This window comes from Kitasatospora sp. NPDC056181, assembly GCF_042266225.1.
In the GTDB taxonomy this organism is placed as follows: Bacteria; Actinomycetota; Actinomycetes; order Streptomycetales; family Streptomycetaceae; genus Kitasatospora.
The window spans coordinates 34393-49671 of the sequence record NZ_JBHJUK010000024.1; the positions used below are offsets into that span (position 1 = coordinate 34393).

Here is a 15279-nt window from a genome sequence, read left to right on the forward strand (position 1 = left end):
CCCCGGGGCCGGGGGCGCACGGGGTCAGGGGCGCACGGGGTCAGGGCCGCGGGACGGTGCGCTCGTACCGTAGGAGCAACCCGTCGAGGAGCGCTTCGAGTCCGGTCTCGAACGCCCCCTCGTCGATCGCGCTCCGGTGCTCGGCCAGCCGGTGCGCCTCGCCGAGGTGCGGGTAGTCGGCGGCGTCGTACACGCCGGCGTCCTCGGGGAAGCCCGCCGCGAACGAGGCCAGCGCCGAGCCGGCGACGAAGTACCGCATCAGTGCGCCGATCCGGGTGGCCTGACCGCGCGGCCACCCCGCCTCGACCAGGCAGCCGAAGACGGCGTCGGCCAGCCGCAGGGCGTTCGGCCGGCGCCCGGGGCCCTGGGCGAGCACGGGGACGATGTTGGGGTGCGCGGCGAGGGCGGCCCGGTAGGAGCGCGCCCAGTCGCGCAGCGCCGCCGGCCAGGGCGCGTCCCGCCCGAACATCGACAGGTCGACCTCGCCCATCACGCTGTCCACCACCGCGTCCAACAGCTCGTCCTTGGTGGCGAAGTGGTTGTAGAGCGACGGCCCGCTGACCGACAGCTCGGTGGCGAGGCGGCGGGTGGAGAGCGCGGCGAGGCCCTCGGCGTCGATGAGCTGGAGCGCGGCCGTGACGATGCGCTCGCGGCTGAGCAGGGGGGTGCGCGGGCGGGCCATCGTCGCGGTTCCTCCGGTCGGGTCGGCGGGTTCGAGTGGGTGGGTGCGGGTCGGTGGGTTCGAGTCGGTCCGGCGCGTTCGGATCGGTCGGCGGGTGCGGGGCGGTCCGGCGCGTTCGGAGCGGTCGGTGCGGGTGAGTGCGTTCGGGTGACTGCGTTCGGGTGGGTGGGGACCGATTCTGGCAGGCGCCTCTTCCCAGTGCGGCCCGGTCGGGGCTACAGTCCCCCCATAAAACTTGCAGCGCTAGTTTAACGGGGTCCCGATGAACCTGGAGCTCTCCGAGGAGCAGGCAGCCCTCCGTGACCTGGCGGCCGCCTTCACCGACCGCGAGATCGTCCCGTACGCCGCCGAGTGGGACCGCGCCGAGTCCGTCGACCGCGCGATCATCGGCAGGCTCGGCAAGCTGGGCCTGCTCGGCCTCACCCTCCCCGAGCAGTACGGCGGCAGCGGCGGCGACCACCTCGCCTACTGCCTGGCCCTGGAGGAGCTGGGCCGGGGCGACTCCGCCGTGCGCGGCATCGTCTCCGTCTCGCTCGGCCTGGTCGCCAAGTCGGTCAACGGTTACGGCAGCGAGGAGCAGAGGCAGCACTGGCTGCCCCGGCTCACCTCCGGCGAGGCGCTCGGCTGCTTCGCGCTCACCGAGCCCGGCACCGGCTCCGACGCCGCCAACCTCACCACCCGCGCGGTCCGGGACGGCGGGGACTGGCTGATCAGCGGCGCCAAGACCTTCATCACCAACGGGACCTGGGCCGACGTCGCCCTCGTCTTCGCCCGGACGGGCGGTCCGGGGCACAAGGGCATCACCGCCTTCCTCGTCCCCACCGACCTGCCCGGGTTCACCCGCACCGAGATCCACGGCAAGCTCGGCCTGCGCGGCCAGGCCACCGCCGAGCTCGCCTTCGACGCCGTCCGGGTGCCGGACTCCGCGCGGCTCGGCGAGCCCGGCAAGGGGTTCACCGTGGCGATGGCCGCACTCGCCAAGGGCCGGATGTCGGTCGCCGCCGGCTGCGTCGGCATCGCCCGGGCCTGCCTGGACGCCGCCGTCCGGTACGCGGGCGAGCGCGAGCAGTTCGGCAAGCCGATCGCTTCGCGCCAGCTGGTGCAGGAGCTGCTCGCCGACATCGCCGTGGACGTCGAGGCCTCCCGGCTGCTCACCTGGAAGGTCGCCGACCACATCGACCGCGGCCTGCCGTTCGCCGCCGAGTCCTCCGTCGCCAAGCTCTATGCGAGCGAGGCCGCCGTCCGGGCCGCCAACAACGCGCTCCAGGTCTTCGGCGGCTACGGGTTCATCGACGAGTACCCGGTCGGCAAGTACCTGCGCGACGCGCGGGTGATGACCCTCTACGAGGGCACCAGCCAGATCCACAAGCTGCTGATCGGACGCGCGCTCACCGGCGTCAACGCGTTCTGAGCCCTGCCCCTTCCGTTCCGCTGTCCCCTTTACTCCTGTCGTTCCCGCTGTTCCCGCTGTTCCCGTCATCCCCGCTGTTACCGCTGTTACCGCTGATAAGGAGCCCGACGACGTGCGTCCTGTCTACTTCGCCGCAGCCCGCCGCACACCCATCGGCCGGCTGCGCGGAGCGCTCGCCACGGTCCGCCCCGACGACCTCTCGGCCACCGTGCTGCGCGCCCTGCTCGCCGACGTACCCGCCCTCGACCCGGCCCGGATCGACGACGTCTACTGGGGCGCCGCCAACCAGGCCGGTGAGGACAACCGCAACGCCGCCCGGATGGCCGTCCTGCTGGCCGGCCTGCCCGACACCGTGCCCGGCGCCACCGTGAACCGGCTCTGCGCCTCCGGCCTGGAGGCCGTCACCATGGCCGCCCGGGCGATCGGATCGGGCGAGGCCGACGTGGTGCTGGCCGGCGGCTGCGAGTCGATGACCCGCGCCCCCTTCGTCCTCCCCCGCCCCGACGAGGCGCTGCCGCACAAGATCGAGACCTATGACACCCGGCTCGGCTGGCGCCTCACCAACCCCCGGATGGCCGACCTGCACGGCGTCCTCTCCATGGGCGAGACCGCGGAGGAGGTCGCCACCCGGTACGGCATCACCCGTGAGCGGCAGGACGCCTTCGCACTCCGCAGCCACCAGCGCGCCGCCGCCGCCCGCAAGGACGGCCACTTCGACGCCGAGCTGGTCCCCGTCGAGCGGCCGGACGGGGTGACGGTCGGCCAGGACGAGAGCATCCGCGAGGACACCAGCCTGGAGAAGCTGGCCCGGCTGAAGCCCGCCTTCCGGGCGGGGGGCACGGTGACGGCGGGCAACGCCTCGCCGATGAACGACGGCGCGGCCGGCCTGGTGCTGGTCAGCGAGGAGGCGCTCGGCGACCTCGGCCTCCAGCCGCTCGGCCGGTACGTCGCCGGCGCCTCGGCCGGGGTGCACCCGGACGTCATGGGCGTCGGCCCGGTGCCGGCCACCCGCAAGGTGCTCGGCCGGGCCGGCTGGTCGCTCGACTCGCTGGAGGAGGCCGAGCTGAACGAGGCCTTCGCCGCCCAGGTGCTCGCCTCCATGGACCAGCTGGGCATCGATCCGGAGCTGGTCAACCCGGCGGGCGGCGCCATTGCGCTGGGCCACCCGTTGGGTGGCTCCGGCGCCCGCATCCTCACCACCCTGCTGCACCGCATGCGCCGCAGCGGTGCCCGCCGGGGCCTGGCCACCATGTGCGTGGGCGTGGGCCAGGGCACCGCCGTCCTCGTCGAATCGGCCTGACGGACGGCGGACGGCGGACGGCCGCCATCGGCCATCGGCCCTCGTCCACTTCCCCCCAGTTCTTCACCTCTTCACCGCTTCATCGAAGGAGTTGCTGTGACTCGTTTCGCAGGCAAGGTCGCCGTCGTCACCGGCGCGGCGCAGGGCATCGGTGCGGCCACCGCGCGGCTGCTGGCGGAGGAGGGCGCGGCCGTCGCGGTCGTCGACCTGACCGCCGAACGCGCCGCCGGCACGGTCGAGGAGATCACCGCCAAGGGTGGCACCGCCCGCGCGTACGGCTGCGACGTGGCCGACTACGACGCGGTGGAGGCCGTGTTCGCCCAGGTGGCGCAGGACCTCGGCGGGGTGCACATCCTGGTGAACAACGCCGGGATCACCCGGGACAACCTGTTCTTCAAGATGCCCAAGTCCGACTGGGACGCGGTGCTGACGGTCAACCTGACCAGCGCCTACAACTGCAGCCACGTCGCGCAGAAGTACATGACGGCGCAGAAGTACGGAAAGATCGTCTCGCTCAGCTCGCGCTCCGCGCTCGGCAACCGGGGCCAGGCGAACTACGCGGCCGCCAAGGCCGGCATCCAGGGGCTGACCGCCACCCTGGCGATCGAGCTGGGTCCGTTCAACATCAACGTCAACGCCGTCGCCCCCGGCTACATCGCCACCGCGATGACCGCCGCCACCGCCGAGCGGGTCGGCGCCACGGCGGAGGACCACCAGACGGAGGTCGCCGCCCGGACGCCGCTGCGGCGGGTCGGCCGGCCCGAGGAGATCGCCTCGGTGGTCGCCTTCCTGGCCAGCGAGGACGCCTCGTACGTGAGCGGGCAGACGCTGTACGTCAACGGTGGGGCACGCTGACCGGTTGCTGACGTTTCATCAGTTGGCCGTCCCCGGTGGTGGGTTACCTTCGCCTGGGACGGCCTTTACCTTTTCTGGTGGCCAGGCGTGACCATGCCGGCAGTACGAAATGACTATGGCATGATCATGTGGCACTCGATGGGATGGCCGGACCGACCCGACCGAACCAGGTCGGGCCCTGCGTCCCAAGGAGTCCCATGGGCAGCCCCGCCACCCTCCGCCGCGCCCTGGCCCTGCTCGCCGCCGGGGCAACCGCCCTGACCGCCGGCACGCTCTCCGTCCCGGCCGTGAGCGCCACGGCCTCCGGCAGTCTGGCCGGCGTGCACGTCCGCCCCGCCTCCGCCGGGCACATCAGCGCCACCGGGCGCACCGCGCCACTGCCCACCTCGCAGTGCGTCAGCCAGATCGGCATCAACTGCTACTCCCCGCTCCAGTACCGGACCGCCTACAACCTCGACCCGCTGTACAAGGAGGGCATCACCGGCAAGGGCCGCACCATCGTCATCGTCGACTCCTTCGGCTCGCCGACCATCCAGCACGACCTGGAGGTCTTCGACAAGCAGTGGGGCATCCCCGACACCCAGGTCGAGGTCGTCAAGTGGGGCAACGTCCCGCCGTTCGACCCCACCAACGCCGACCACACCGGCTGGGCGGGCGAGACCACCCTCGACGTCGAGTACGCCCACGCCGTCGCCCCCGACGCGCACATCATCCTGGTCGAGACCGGCGTCGCGGAGACCGAGGGCACCACCGGCCTGCCCGAGATGATGGACGCCGAGAAGGCCATCATCAAGTCCGGCAGGGCCGACGTGATCTCGCAGAGCTTCGGCGCCACCGAGAACACCTTCCCCGGCTTCGACAAGGGCGACTTCAAGTCGCTCACCGACCTGCGCTACGCCTTCAAGGAGGCCGCCGCCCACGACGTCACCGTGCTCAGCGCCTCCGGCGACAACGGCGCGACCGACGCCAAGGAGAACGGCGAGGACCTGTACCCGTACAAGGTCAACTCCTGGCCCTCCAGCGACCCGCTGGTCACCTCCATCGGCGGCACCCAGCTCAGCCTGGACGACGCGGGCAAGCGCACCGCGCCCGACAAGGTCTGGCACGACAAGTACGGCGCGGGCGGCGGCGGCGTCTCCGGCGTCTTCGACCGCCCCTGGTACCAGGCCGGCGTGGCCGGGGTCACCGGCAACCACCGCGGCACGCCCGACATCAGCATGAGCGCGGCCGTGGACGGCGGCGCCTGGACGTACGAGTCCTACGACCCCACCTCGGTCGGCTGGCACCTCACCGGCGGCACCAGCGAGGCGACCCCGATCTTCTCGGGCATCGTCGCCCTCGCCGACCAGCTCGCCGGCCACCGCCTCGGCCAGCTCAACTGGCGTCTGTACGGCCTCAACCTGCTCCCGCAGCAGTGGAGCGGCCTGGTCGACGTGACGGCCGGGGACAACTCCTGGGACAAGGTGACGGGCTACCAGGCCACCAAGGGCTACGACCTCGCCAGCGGCCTCGGCACCATCGACGGCAACAGGTTCGTCCGCGCCCTCGCGGGCCGCTGACCCCAGCACACCCCCGGTGGGGGAGCCGGCCCGCCCGGCTCCCCCACCGGCACATCCGCCCCGCGCCCGTGGCGCGCGGAGGCCGTCGACGAGGCGGGGGCCGCCCCGGCGGGGTCCCCGCCGGGCGGCCCTCCCGGTCGGGGTCAGGGCGCGGGCGTGGGCCACGGGACGTCGGTGGCCACTGCGGCGGTGTAGTCGACGCCCGGGACGGAGAACCCGTACAGGCGCTGGACCTCGGCGTGGAACCAGTCGAGGTCGGCGAGGCCGGCGACGGTACCGGTCGTGGCGGCCTCCCAGCGCTCGGCCACCGCGGCCTGGACGTCGTCGGAGAGTTCCCACCCGTCCAGGCGGACCCGGCCTTCGTCGTCCAGGGCGAGCGGGGCGGCACCGGTGAGCTGGTCCCACAGGGCGGCGAGCTGACGCACCGGCGGGACCATCGCCTCCCCGAGGACGCCGCGCAGCAGGCCGGTGTACAGGGCGATGCCGGGGATCGCGGTGGAGGACTGCGTGACGGCGGCGCCGTTGACGGAGGTCACGGCACGCCCGCCCACCGTCCCGGCGAGCCGCTCGTTCAGGGTGCGGGCGGTGGCCTCCAGGTGGGCCTTGGCCGCGCCGATGGTGCCCTGCCGGTAGATCGCCGCCGTCAGCGACGACCCGATGTACGACAGCACGGCGGTGGTGAAGCCCTCGCTGAGCAGTCCCCGGCCGGCCAGGTGGTCGATCCAGCGTTCCCAGTCCGCACCGCCCATCACGGCCACGGTCTGCTCGACGTCGTCGCCCTCGGCCGGCCCGGTCTCGACCTCACGGACCTCGGGAACGCCCTGGTCGTCGAAGACGAGGGTCTTGGTGCGGTTCGCCCGGCCGATCGGCTTGAGGACGGAGGCGTACGTGGTGCCGGTGCCGGGGTCGGTACGCCGGGGCGCGGCCACCGAGTAGACCAGGTGGTCCAGCCTGCCGCCGAAGCGCTTCTCGATGAGGTCGGCGACCTGGTCCTTCATCGCGTCGGAGAACGCGTCGCCGTTGAGGAAGACCAGATCCCGCCCGGCGGCCCGGGCGATGTCGGCGGTGGCGGCGGTGCGGTACCAGCCGGCCGTGGCGGTGCGCCGTTCGGTGGGGGCCTTCTCGAAGGAGACCATGACGCCGCGGATGCCGGCGCGCTTGAGTCCGGCGAGCGTGGCCGCCAGACCGTATCCGGCCGAGGAGCCGATGACGAGTGCCACCGGCCCGGCACCCTCCGGCACGCCGTCGGGGTCGGGGCACGCCTGCCACATGTCGGCCACCAGCCGCTCGCAGCCGGCCGGGTGGGAGTCCAGGAAGAGGAAGCCCCGGTTGCGGGGGATGAGAACGCGCTCGCTCACGACTGCAGTCCTTGGGTCGACGGGTCCGAAGACGGGGCGACCGGCCGGGCCGCCACGTCCTGCAAGTCTGCGAGAGGACGGGCACCTGCCGTGGGCCCGCCAGGAACAATGATCATGACCCGATCTTGGAGTGTTTCCACCAGTCACGGCGCAGCCGCACGCGGCCGCGACCGGGCAGCGCCGGGCTCCGCCCGTCCCTTCGCCCGCACTCCCGGTCCACGTTCCCGATCCCATGACGGACATGACGGACCGGCACCACCCGCACAGGAGATCGGCCTGGCCGACTTCCTGTGCAGCGGCGGGAGGAGTGAGAGGGGTGGGAGGGGTGGGCGAGCGGGAGGATCAGCCGGCGTCGGCGGCCAGGTGGGCGAGGTGGCGTTCTGCGGCGCGGAGCTTGCGGCCGTCGGGGCCGGGGAGGTAGGCGCGCATTTCGATGATCTCGGGGGCGATGCGGATGGCCTCCGCGCGGTCCTGGATCGCCCGCCAGCAGGCCTCGGCGTTGGTGGCGGCCTGCTGGGTCTCCGGGTGGTCCGGGCCCTGGGAGCGGAGCAGGGTCAACGCGACCTCGCGGTAGATGTCCGCCGCCTCGATCGTCTTCCCGGCCAGGCGGCACACGTGGGCGCGGACCTGACGGACCTGCAGGACCGGTTCGGAGACGGCACCGTGCTCGGCGATCGCCTCCAGTTCGAGCGCGAAGGCGAGATCGGTGGCGGCGGTGTGGTCCCCCGCATCGGCGCTGCGGACGATCCGGCCGATCACCTCGCGGTAGTCCGCGCGGGGCTTCGAGGCGTCCGCTTCGGGGGCGTCGGGAGCGGCGGCAGTCTCGGGCACGGCAGGCTCGGGGGCGTCGGGCGCGGGCGCGGCGGCCTCGGGCTCGACGCGAGCGGGGTCGACGGGGGCCGGCACCGCGGCCTCGGGCACCTCGGCCTCGGGAACCACGTCCGTGGGCGCCTCAGCCTCAGGCACCGCAGTCTCTGGCACCTCGGCCTCGGGCACCGCATCCGCCGGCACCGCGTCCGTCGGCGTCTGCTTGTCGAGGGTGACGACGCCGTCCGAGGTGGGGCGCCAGGCGTAGGCCTTGAGCAGGTCGACGGGGTGGGCCGGGGGCGGGGGTGTGGGCGGGACCCCGGGCTTGAGGAGGTGCACCGGGCCGTCGGACGGCGGCACGGGCGCGGCGGCCGGTACGCCGGCCGGTGCGGCAGTCGGTACGCCGGCCGGTACGCCGGTCGGCGCGGCCACGGCGAAGGCGGCCGCGGCGGGCTTGTCCAGCGTGACGGCGGGCCTCGGTGCCGGGACGGCATCGCGCGGAACGGCGTCCCGCACCCCCTCGTCGTGCTCGGCCGGCGGGCGCGGCAGCACGGCGGCCGGGCGCGGGCCCTCGTACGGGGTGGCGTCGACGACCGGGCCGTCCGTACGGCGGGCCGTGTTGCGGAAGAACGGACGGTTCGGCGCGTGCGTGGCGAGGATGACGACGTCCGGGCGCAGCACCGAGTACACCTGCTGGCGCAGCTGTTCGGGGGCGAGGACGGCGTCCGCGCCCGGGCGGCCGCCGTGCAGGGCCTCGATCAGCGCGCGGGTGAAGGTGCCGATCTGCTCCGGGTCGGGGCTGACCACGGCCCAGAGCGGGAGGCCGTCGGCGAGCGGGGAGACGGTCCCCTGGAGGAACGGCAGGGCGTTCTGGTCGGCGCTCAGGTCGGCGATCACCAGGGTCTGCCACTCGGCCGGCCGGTGCCGCAGTTCGCCGGCGATGGACTGCCAGGCGAGGCCGTCCTGCCGGACGCTGCCGGGCTTGGAGTCGCGCAGGGTGAGGTGGAGCTGGCCGCCGCGCTTGTCGGCGAGCAGGTGGCCGCCGAGGTGGACGAGCAGCGGTCCGGGGTGCCGGGCGGCGGCCCGGAGGTGGGCGAGCACGGTGTGCGGGTCGCTGGCGGCGGGGAGGTGGACGGCGTCCACCGCGTCGGCCGCGAGCAGGACCTGCGGGGAGACGGCGGCGAGCATCGCCGACAGTACGGGTGCCTGGGCCGGTCCGCCGCGCCCCCAGGTGCGGCGGCCGGAGTTGCCGTAGCCGCCCTCGACGACCAGGATGCGCCCGCGCGGCGCCGTCCCGAGGCCGCCCGGGCCGACGGGGACGCCGTGGGCGGGGGTGGTTCCCGGGAGCGGAACGGTGAACGGCAGCGGCGTCGCCGACGGCGGCGGGGCCACGACGGACATACCGGTGACGGTCCATCCGGTCGGTGGAGCCGGCGGCGCCGGCGGGGCCTGGACGGGTACCGACCCCTGGCCGGGTACCGGGGCCTGGACGGGCGCCGGCCCCTGCACGGGCGCCGGAGCCTGGACGGGTGCCGGAGCCTGCGCGGGCGGTTCGTACAGCGCGGCCGGTCCCGGTGGGTGCTCCTCGTACGGGTTGCGTGCGGGGCCCGGCGGCACGGCGTCCCAGGGGCCCGTGTCGGCCACGGGATCGGGACTGCCGGGGACAGCCGTCGTCTCCGCCATCTCTGGTCACCGCCCCGCCCCGCCGCCCAGCGGCGTCTGACTTCCTGCCCCGTGGTGCCGACCACCACGTCCGTCTGCGCCACCCTACGAGATCCCGGCACGCCCGAGCCAGGCCGGGGCGGTGATCAAGGCCCGGCCGGCCCCGCGCGCGAGCCGCGCCGCCCGCCGGCCGGTGTCCCCGGCACCAGCGGCCGTCCCCGCCCGGCCCCGCGTCAGGCGGTGTCCGCCCCGTCGGCGCCGTCCTCCGCCGCCGGTCGGCGAGGGGTGAACGGGTCTTCCTGCCGGACCAGTTGCCCACGCCGGTCGTCCGCCCGGGCGCCGAGGCCGAGCAGGGCCGCGCGCAGTGAACGGCCGGGCCCGGTCACGCGACCAGGCGCAGCCAGGCCGCCGCGAGCGCGGCGTGACCGGCCGGTGTCGGGTGCACGCCGTCCGCCGCACCTGGGCACGAGGCGGCTGCCTCAGAGTTCCGGACTGCCGAACCACTGGCCGGCGGCCCGCTCGAACGCTGCACGATCAGGGTCGCGATCACCCGCCCAGGCGACTGTGCCGTCGGGCCGGACGAGCACGGCGCCCAGGCCGAGGTCGTCCCTCGCCGGCCCGACCGCGTACCGGATCCGGCCCTCCCAGCCCCTCGCTGAACCGTGCAGGGCACGGTCGGCGCTGAGATCGAGCACGACGCCTCGTCCGTCGTGCATCAGGTCACCGAGGCGGATGCCGTGGGCAAGGCGGAAGTCCGGGGCGCTGCGGCCGGTCAGCGGGTGTTCGCTGCCGAGGTCGTAGCGGTTGGACGATCCCGATGTCCGCTCGAACACATGGGTCGTTCCGTCCCGGGTCCCGAGCAGGTCTCGAACCACTCCTTGGATCGCCCGGGCATGCGGGTCCGGCCTCATGACCGCCACTTGGGCGCGCGACCAGTCGAGCACCCCCGCGCCGACCGGATGGCGCTCGCGGGTGTAGGTGTCGAGAAGGCCGTCCGGCGCGTGTCCGTGCACGGACGCCGCGAGCTTCCAGCCCAGGTTCACGGCGTCGCCGAGGCCGAGGTTGAGTCCCTGGCCTCCGAGCGGGGAGTGGATGTGAGCGGCGTCGCCCGCGAGCATCACGCGCCCCTGCCGGTAGGTCGTCGTCTGCATCGCCCGATCGGTGAAGCTGGCGGCGAGACGGACGTCGCCCAAGGTCACGTCGGTGCCCGACACACGGCGCAGAACCGCCTGGAGGTGGTCGCGAGTCGGCCGTTGCGAGCGGTCGAACGCGCCGCCGTCGAAATCCGTCATGCCGATGTGCCCGTCCCTGTGCGTCCGGAGGTACATGCCCGTCTGCGTCAGGTTGAACCCGGGGCGCAGCTTCTCAAGGTCGGCAACGGTGGCGAGCATGACGTAACCGGTGAACTGCGGCTCGGTGCCGACGAATTCGAAGCCCGCGAGCCGGCGCACCGTGCTGCGTCCGCCGTCGCAGCCGACCAGCCAGCGCGCCGCGTACTCGTGCCCGCCGGCGCGCGCGACCACGCCGTCGTCGTCCTGGGTGACGGCTGAGACCGTGACACCGCGCCTGATCTCCACGCCGAGCTCGGTTGCCTGCTCGGTGAGCACCGTCTCGATCGCTTCGAGGTTCGTCATCACGCCCTCCACGGCCGGGCCGGGAAGCCGGAACGGCAGGGCGGCGAGGTCGACCCTGGTCGGATCGAGCATCATTCCGGCGAAGTGGCCCGCGCTGCGAGGGGGTGACGGCTCGTCCGCGTCGGGGGCCGCGCCGGGATCGTCGCGGACGCCCGAGGCCGTCAGCAGCGGGCGCAGCAGCCCCCGGCGGTAGAACGCCTCGACCGACGCGGCGGACAGGCCCCGCATCCCGAGCGGTTCCGCCTTCCACGGGGAGCGGGGCTCCGGCTCCCGCTCCAGCACCACCACGGAGCAGCCCGCGAGGCGGAGCTCGCAGGCGAGGAACAGGCCTACCGGGCCGGCGCCCACGATCACTGTGTCATGCACGGGATTTCCTCTTTCCGAAGGGCCGACAGAACGCTTGACCCGGTGCGTGAAATCGGGGATCTGACATCGGGGATCCGTCACTCGGAGACTGCCGCGGTCCGCTCACGCGGTGCACACACGGCGCTGACACTCCGCCCCGCACCGTGTCAGCGCCGGGTGCGTGCGGCCGGCAGGCCTCCCGCAGGGCGTGACGGGCCGGGGCACCGTGCTGATGTGCCGGGGCACCGTGCTGATTTGGGGGTGCGAGGGTGCGCGCGCGAGGATCGGTGGATGGACGGGGACACGCGGCTTCGCCTCACACTGCTCGGCGCCTTTCGGGCGGCCCGCGGTGACGCCGCCCTGCCCGTTCCGGGTGCGCGGTTGCAGGCATTGGTCGTACGGCTGGCGCTAGCCGGCGGTCGCCCGGTCGCTCAGGGTGTCCTGGTCGACGCGATCTGGGCCGACGCCCCGCCGGCCGGTGCGGCCCACGCCCTGCAGACCCTCGTCTCGCGGCTGCGCCGGGCCCTCGGCTCGGCCCGTGCCGTCGCGCAGGTCGCGGGCGGCTACCGGCTGGACGTGGACGCGGCCGACGTGGACGCGTTGCGGTTCGAGCGGCTCGCCGCCGCCGGCCGTGACGGCCTGCGCGCCGGCGACCCGGGCGCAGCGGCGGCCGTGCTCGGCGAGGCCGTGGCGCTGTGGGGCGATCAACCCGGCGCCGAGCCCGCGGCCGTCGCCGCGGTGGCACCCGCCGCCGCGACCCGGCTGGCTCACACCTCGGTCGAGGCCGTCGCCGACCTCGCCGACGCCGAGCTGTCCCTCGGCCGTGCCGACGCGGCCGCCGCCCGGCTGACCGCACTGCTCGCCGAGCGGCCGGTCCACGAGCGGGCGGCTGCGCTGCTCATCGACGCGCTCGCCGCCCAGGGCCGCCAGGCCGAGGCCCTGGCCCTGTACGGGCGGGTCCGCGAAGCCCTGGCCGACACCCTCGGCACCGAGCCGGGCGCCGCCCTGCGCGAGCGCCACCTGCGTCTGCTGCACGCCGAGCCACCCGCTCCGGCCGCCGACCCCGTGCGGAGCGGACCGGCCGCCGACACCGCGCGGCCCGGTCCGGGCAACCTGCCCGCGCCGCTGACCAGCCTCATCGGCCGCGACGACGACCTCGCCCGGATCGCCACGCGGCTCGCCGCCGGCCGTCTGGTCACCGTGCTCGGCCCCGGCGGCGCCGGCAAGACCCGGCTCGCCGTCGAGGCCGCCCGCCGCCACCGCCACGAGTACCGCGACGGCGCCTGGATGATCGACCTCGCCCCGGTCACCGAACCGGCCAAGGTCGCCTCGGCCCTGCTCGCCGGGATCGGACCGCGCGGCGGCGCCGTGTTCGACGCCCGGGCGCGCGTCGAGGGCGAGGAGCTGGACGTCCTCGTCGACCGGCTCGGCGGCCGGGAGAGCCTGCTGCTCGTCGACAACTGCGAGCACCTGATCGACGCCGTGGCCCACCTGGTCGCGGCACTGCTGCCCCGCTGCGCCGGGCTGCGGGTGCTGGCCACCAGCCGCGAGCCCCTGGCGGTCGACGGCGAGGTCCTGGTGCCCCTCGGTCCGCTCGCGCTGCCCGGGCCGGACGACGGCGTCGAGCAGGTCCGGCGGGCGGCGTCGGTACGCCTGTTCACCGAGCGGGCCGCGGCCGTGCGCCCGGGCTTCGACGTGGACGAGACGACGCTGCCCGCGGTCCGGCGGGTGGCCCGCGGCCTGGACGGGATGCCGCTGGCCCTCGAACTGGCCGCGGCCCGGCTACGGACACTGTCGCTGCCCGAACTGGCCGACGGGCTGTCCGACCGGTTCCGGCTGCTCTCCACCGGCAGCCGGACCGCGCTGCCCCGGCACCGCACGCTGCGCGCGGTGATCTCCTGGAGCTGGGACCTGCTCGGCGAGCAGGAGCGCACGGTCGCCGAACGCGTCTCCGTCCTGCCCGGTGGCGTCACACCGGCCTCGGCCACCGCGGTCTGCGCCGGCACCGCCGTGCCGGCGGCCGAAATCCCCGAGCTGCTCGCGGCCCTGGTCGACCGGTCGCTGCTGCAGCTCGCGCCCGAACCGGGCCGCTACCGCATGCTGGAGACGTTGCGCGAGTACGGCACCGACCGCCTGGCCGACACCGGCGATCTCGGCACCGTCCGTGACCTGGCCGCCGACCACTTCGCCGCGCTGATGGCCCGGTACGACCCGCAGCTGCGCGGGCCCGGCCAGCCGGCGGCGATCCGGGTCGTGAGCGCCGAGTACGACAACACGCTCGCCGCCCTACGCCGGCGGTGCGACACCGGCGACGCCCCCGGCGCGGTCGCCCTCGCCCTGGACCTGACCTGGTACTGGCAGATGTTCGGCCGGCACGCCGACGCGGCCTACTGGCTGGGCGAGGCACTGGCGGTGCCCGGCGGCGAGCCGACGCCCGACCGCGACTGCGCCCGCGCGATCCACCTGCTGAACCGGATCGACATCCGGTCGGGGATGACCGCCGAGGAGACCGCGGCCGACCACGCCGGGATCCGCGCGCTGGCCGACCGGCTGCTCGCGTACCCGGAGCTGCCCGGCCCGTACGGCGCGCTCGCCGCGCTCCCGCGCGCGTTCCGGCAGGAGGCGCAGAGCACGCCCGCGCTCATCGAGCACCTGGCCGACGGCGACGACGTGTGGCTGTCCGGGCTCGCCCGCATGTTCCGGGCCCGGTTCGCCGAGAACGCGGGCGAGCTCGACCGGACGCGCACCGACGTGGCGGCGGCCCTGGCCTGTTTCCGGCAGGTCGGCGACCGCTGGGGCCAGGCCAACGTGCTGCCGGTGCGCGCCCAGCTGCGGCAGTACGACGGCGACCTCGACGGCGCGCTGGCCGACCTGCGCGAGGCCCGGTCGCTGGCGGCCGAGTTCGGCCCGCTCAGCCTCGGCGACGAGGTGTTCGACGACCTGCGCTGGATCGATCTGCACCTGCGGCGCGGCGACACCGACCTGGTGACCACGACGATCGACTCGGCCCGGGAGCGGGCGCTGCGCGCGAACGCGCCGGAGATGCGGTTCCTGGTCGACGCGTGGGAGGCCGTCCTCCGGGTGCGGCTCGGCGACCTGGACCGGGCACGGGAACTGCTCGACGGAGCCGAACGGGGTCTGGACGGCGACTCCCCGTTCCCCGGCGACCATGCCCGGACGCTGGTCGGCAGCGTCCGGGCGTCGCTGTACCTGGCGACCGATGACCCGGCCGGCGCGGAGCAGGCGCTGGCGAAGGCGTACGCGGCGGGGCTGGAAACCCGGGACCTGCCCGTCCTGTCGCTGGTGGCGGTGAACACGGCCGCACTCGCCGAGGCGCACGGGCTGCACCACGAGTCCGCCGTCCTGCTCGGTGCCGCCTCCCGGCTGCGCGGCGCTCACGACCGCACCGATCGGCAGGTCGGCGAGCTCACCCGCCGAGGGCGCGCCGCGCTGGGCGAGGAAGCCTTCGCAGCGGCGTACGGGAGGGGTTGGGAGCTGGACGGGAGGACGGCCGCGACCGAGGCCGACCCGGCCCGGCTGCGCCGGAGGCTCCGGACGGCTCGCCCGGAGCCCGGGTGATCGGCCGTGGGTCCCTGCGTTCGTCACGGCCCTTGCCCGGGCTCCGTACCGTCACGCCCGGACGGTACGGAGCACCCGTACCGTCCG

General features: G+C 74.7%; 10 protein-coding genes. 5 read left to right on the plus strand and 5 right to left on the minus strand.

What is annotated here, in order from left to right; genetic code table 11:
* Nucleotides 1-40 precede the first annotated feature (40 nt).
* Nucleotides 41-682: a TetR/AcrR family transcriptional regulator gene (locus tag ACFC1F_RS12330; protein ID WP_148641687.1), complete on the minus strand. Its 642-nt coding sequence runs from the start codon at nt 680-682 to the stop codon at nt 41-43.
* A 262-nt stretch (nt 683-944) separates the two neighbouring features.
* Here ACFC1F_RS12330 and ACFC1F_RS12335 point away from each other — a divergent pair, with 262 nt between their 5' ends.
* The 4 genes from ACFC1F_RS12335 to ACFC1F_RS12350 all read left to right on the plus strand — a co-directional run bounded on the left by ACFC1F_RS12335 (nt 945) and on the right by ACFC1F_RS12350 (nt 5807).
* Nucleotides 945-2093 (plus strand): acyl-CoA dehydrogenase family protein, encoded by a 1149-nt coding sequence (locus ACFC1F_RS12335; RefSeq protein WP_376157566.1) that lies wholly within the window; start codon nt 945-947, stop codon nt 2091-2093.
* A 112-nt stretch (nt 2094-2205) separates the two neighbouring features.
* Entirely contained in the window at nt 2206-3393 is a 1188-nt protein-coding gene (locus tag ACFC1F_RS12340) for a thiolase family protein (protein ID WP_148641689.1), read from the plus strand.
* Between the two features lie 96 nt (nt 3394-3489).
* Complete coding sequence (gene fabG / locus ACFC1F_RS12345; RefSeq protein WP_209408781.1) at nt 3490-4248, plus strand: 3-oxoacyl-ACP reductase FabG; 759 nt, start codon at nt 3490-3492, stop codon at nt 4246-4248.
* Nucleotides 4249-4445: 197 nt separating this feature from the next.
* Complete coding sequence (locus ACFC1F_RS12350; RefSeq protein ID WP_376157568.1) at nt 4446-5807, plus strand: S8 family serine peptidase; 1362 nt, start codon at nt 4446-4448, stop codon at nt 5805-5807.
* Nucleotides 5808-5950: 143 nt separating this feature from the next.
* Here ACFC1F_RS12350 and fabV read toward each other — a convergent pair whose 3' ends face one another.
* The 4 genes from fabV to ACFC1F_RS12370 all read right to left on the minus strand — a co-directional run bounded on the left by fabV (nt 5951) and on the right by ACFC1F_RS12370 (nt 11634).
* Nucleotides 5951-7165, minus strand: a complete 1215-nt coding sequence (gene fabV / locus ACFC1F_RS12355) for an enoyl-[acyl-carrier-protein] reductase FabV (protein ID WP_376157569.1) — start codon at nt 7163-7165, stop codon at nt 5951-5953.
* A 342-nt stretch (nt 7166-7507) separates the two neighbouring features.
* Complete coding sequence (locus tag ACFC1F_RS12360; protein WP_376157571.1) at nt 7508-9373, minus strand: hypothetical protein; 1866 nt, start codon at nt 9371-9373, stop codon at nt 7508-7510.
* Nucleotides 9374-9867: 494 nt separating this feature from the next.
* Nucleotides 9868-10020: a hypothetical protein gene (locus tag ACFC1F_RS12365; protein ID WP_376157573.1), complete on the minus strand. Its 153-nt coding sequence runs from the start codon at nt 10018-10020 to the stop codon at nt 9868-9870.
* 93 nt (nt 10021-10113) lie between these two features.
* Nucleotides 10114-11634: an FAD-dependent oxidoreductase gene (locus tag ACFC1F_RS12370; protein ID WP_376157614.1), complete on the minus strand. Its 1521-nt coding sequence runs from the start codon at nt 11632-11634 to the stop codon at nt 10114-10116.
* A gap of 270 nt (nt 11635-11904) precedes the next feature.
* Here ACFC1F_RS12370 and ACFC1F_RS12375 point away from each other — a divergent pair, with 270 nt between their 5' ends.
* Nucleotides 11905-15192, plus strand: coding sequence for a BTAD domain-containing putative transcriptional regulator (locus tag ACFC1F_RS12375; protein ID WP_376157574.1), 3288 nt, complete (start codon nt 11905-11907; stop codon nt 15190-15192).
* Nucleotides 15193-15279: the final 87 nt, after the last annotated feature.

What these genes read in the sequence shown, in the direction of transcription:
- ACFC1F_RS12330 (WP_148641687.1), bottom strand. Translation starts at nt 682, where the DNA reads ATGGCCCGCCCGCGCACCCCCCTGCTCAGCCGCGAGCGCATCGTCACG.
- ACFC1F_RS12335 (WP_376157566.1), top strand. Translation starts at nt 945, where the DNA reads ATGAACCTGGAGCTCTCCGAGGAGCAGGCAGCCCTCCGTGACCTGGCG.
- ACFC1F_RS12350 (WP_376157568.1), top strand. Translation starts at nt 4,446, where the DNA reads ATGGGCAGCCCCGCCACCCTCCGCCGCGCCCTGGCCCTGCTCGCCGCC.
- ACFC1F_RS12360 (WP_376157571.1), bottom strand. Translation starts at nt 9,373, where the DNA reads ATGTCCGTCGTGGCCCCGCCGCCGTCGGCGACGCCGCTGCCGTTCACC.
- ACFC1F_RS12375 (WP_376157574.1), top strand. Translation starts at nt 11,905, where the DNA reads ATGGACGGGGACACGCGGCTTCGCCTCACACTGCTCGGCGCCTTTCGG.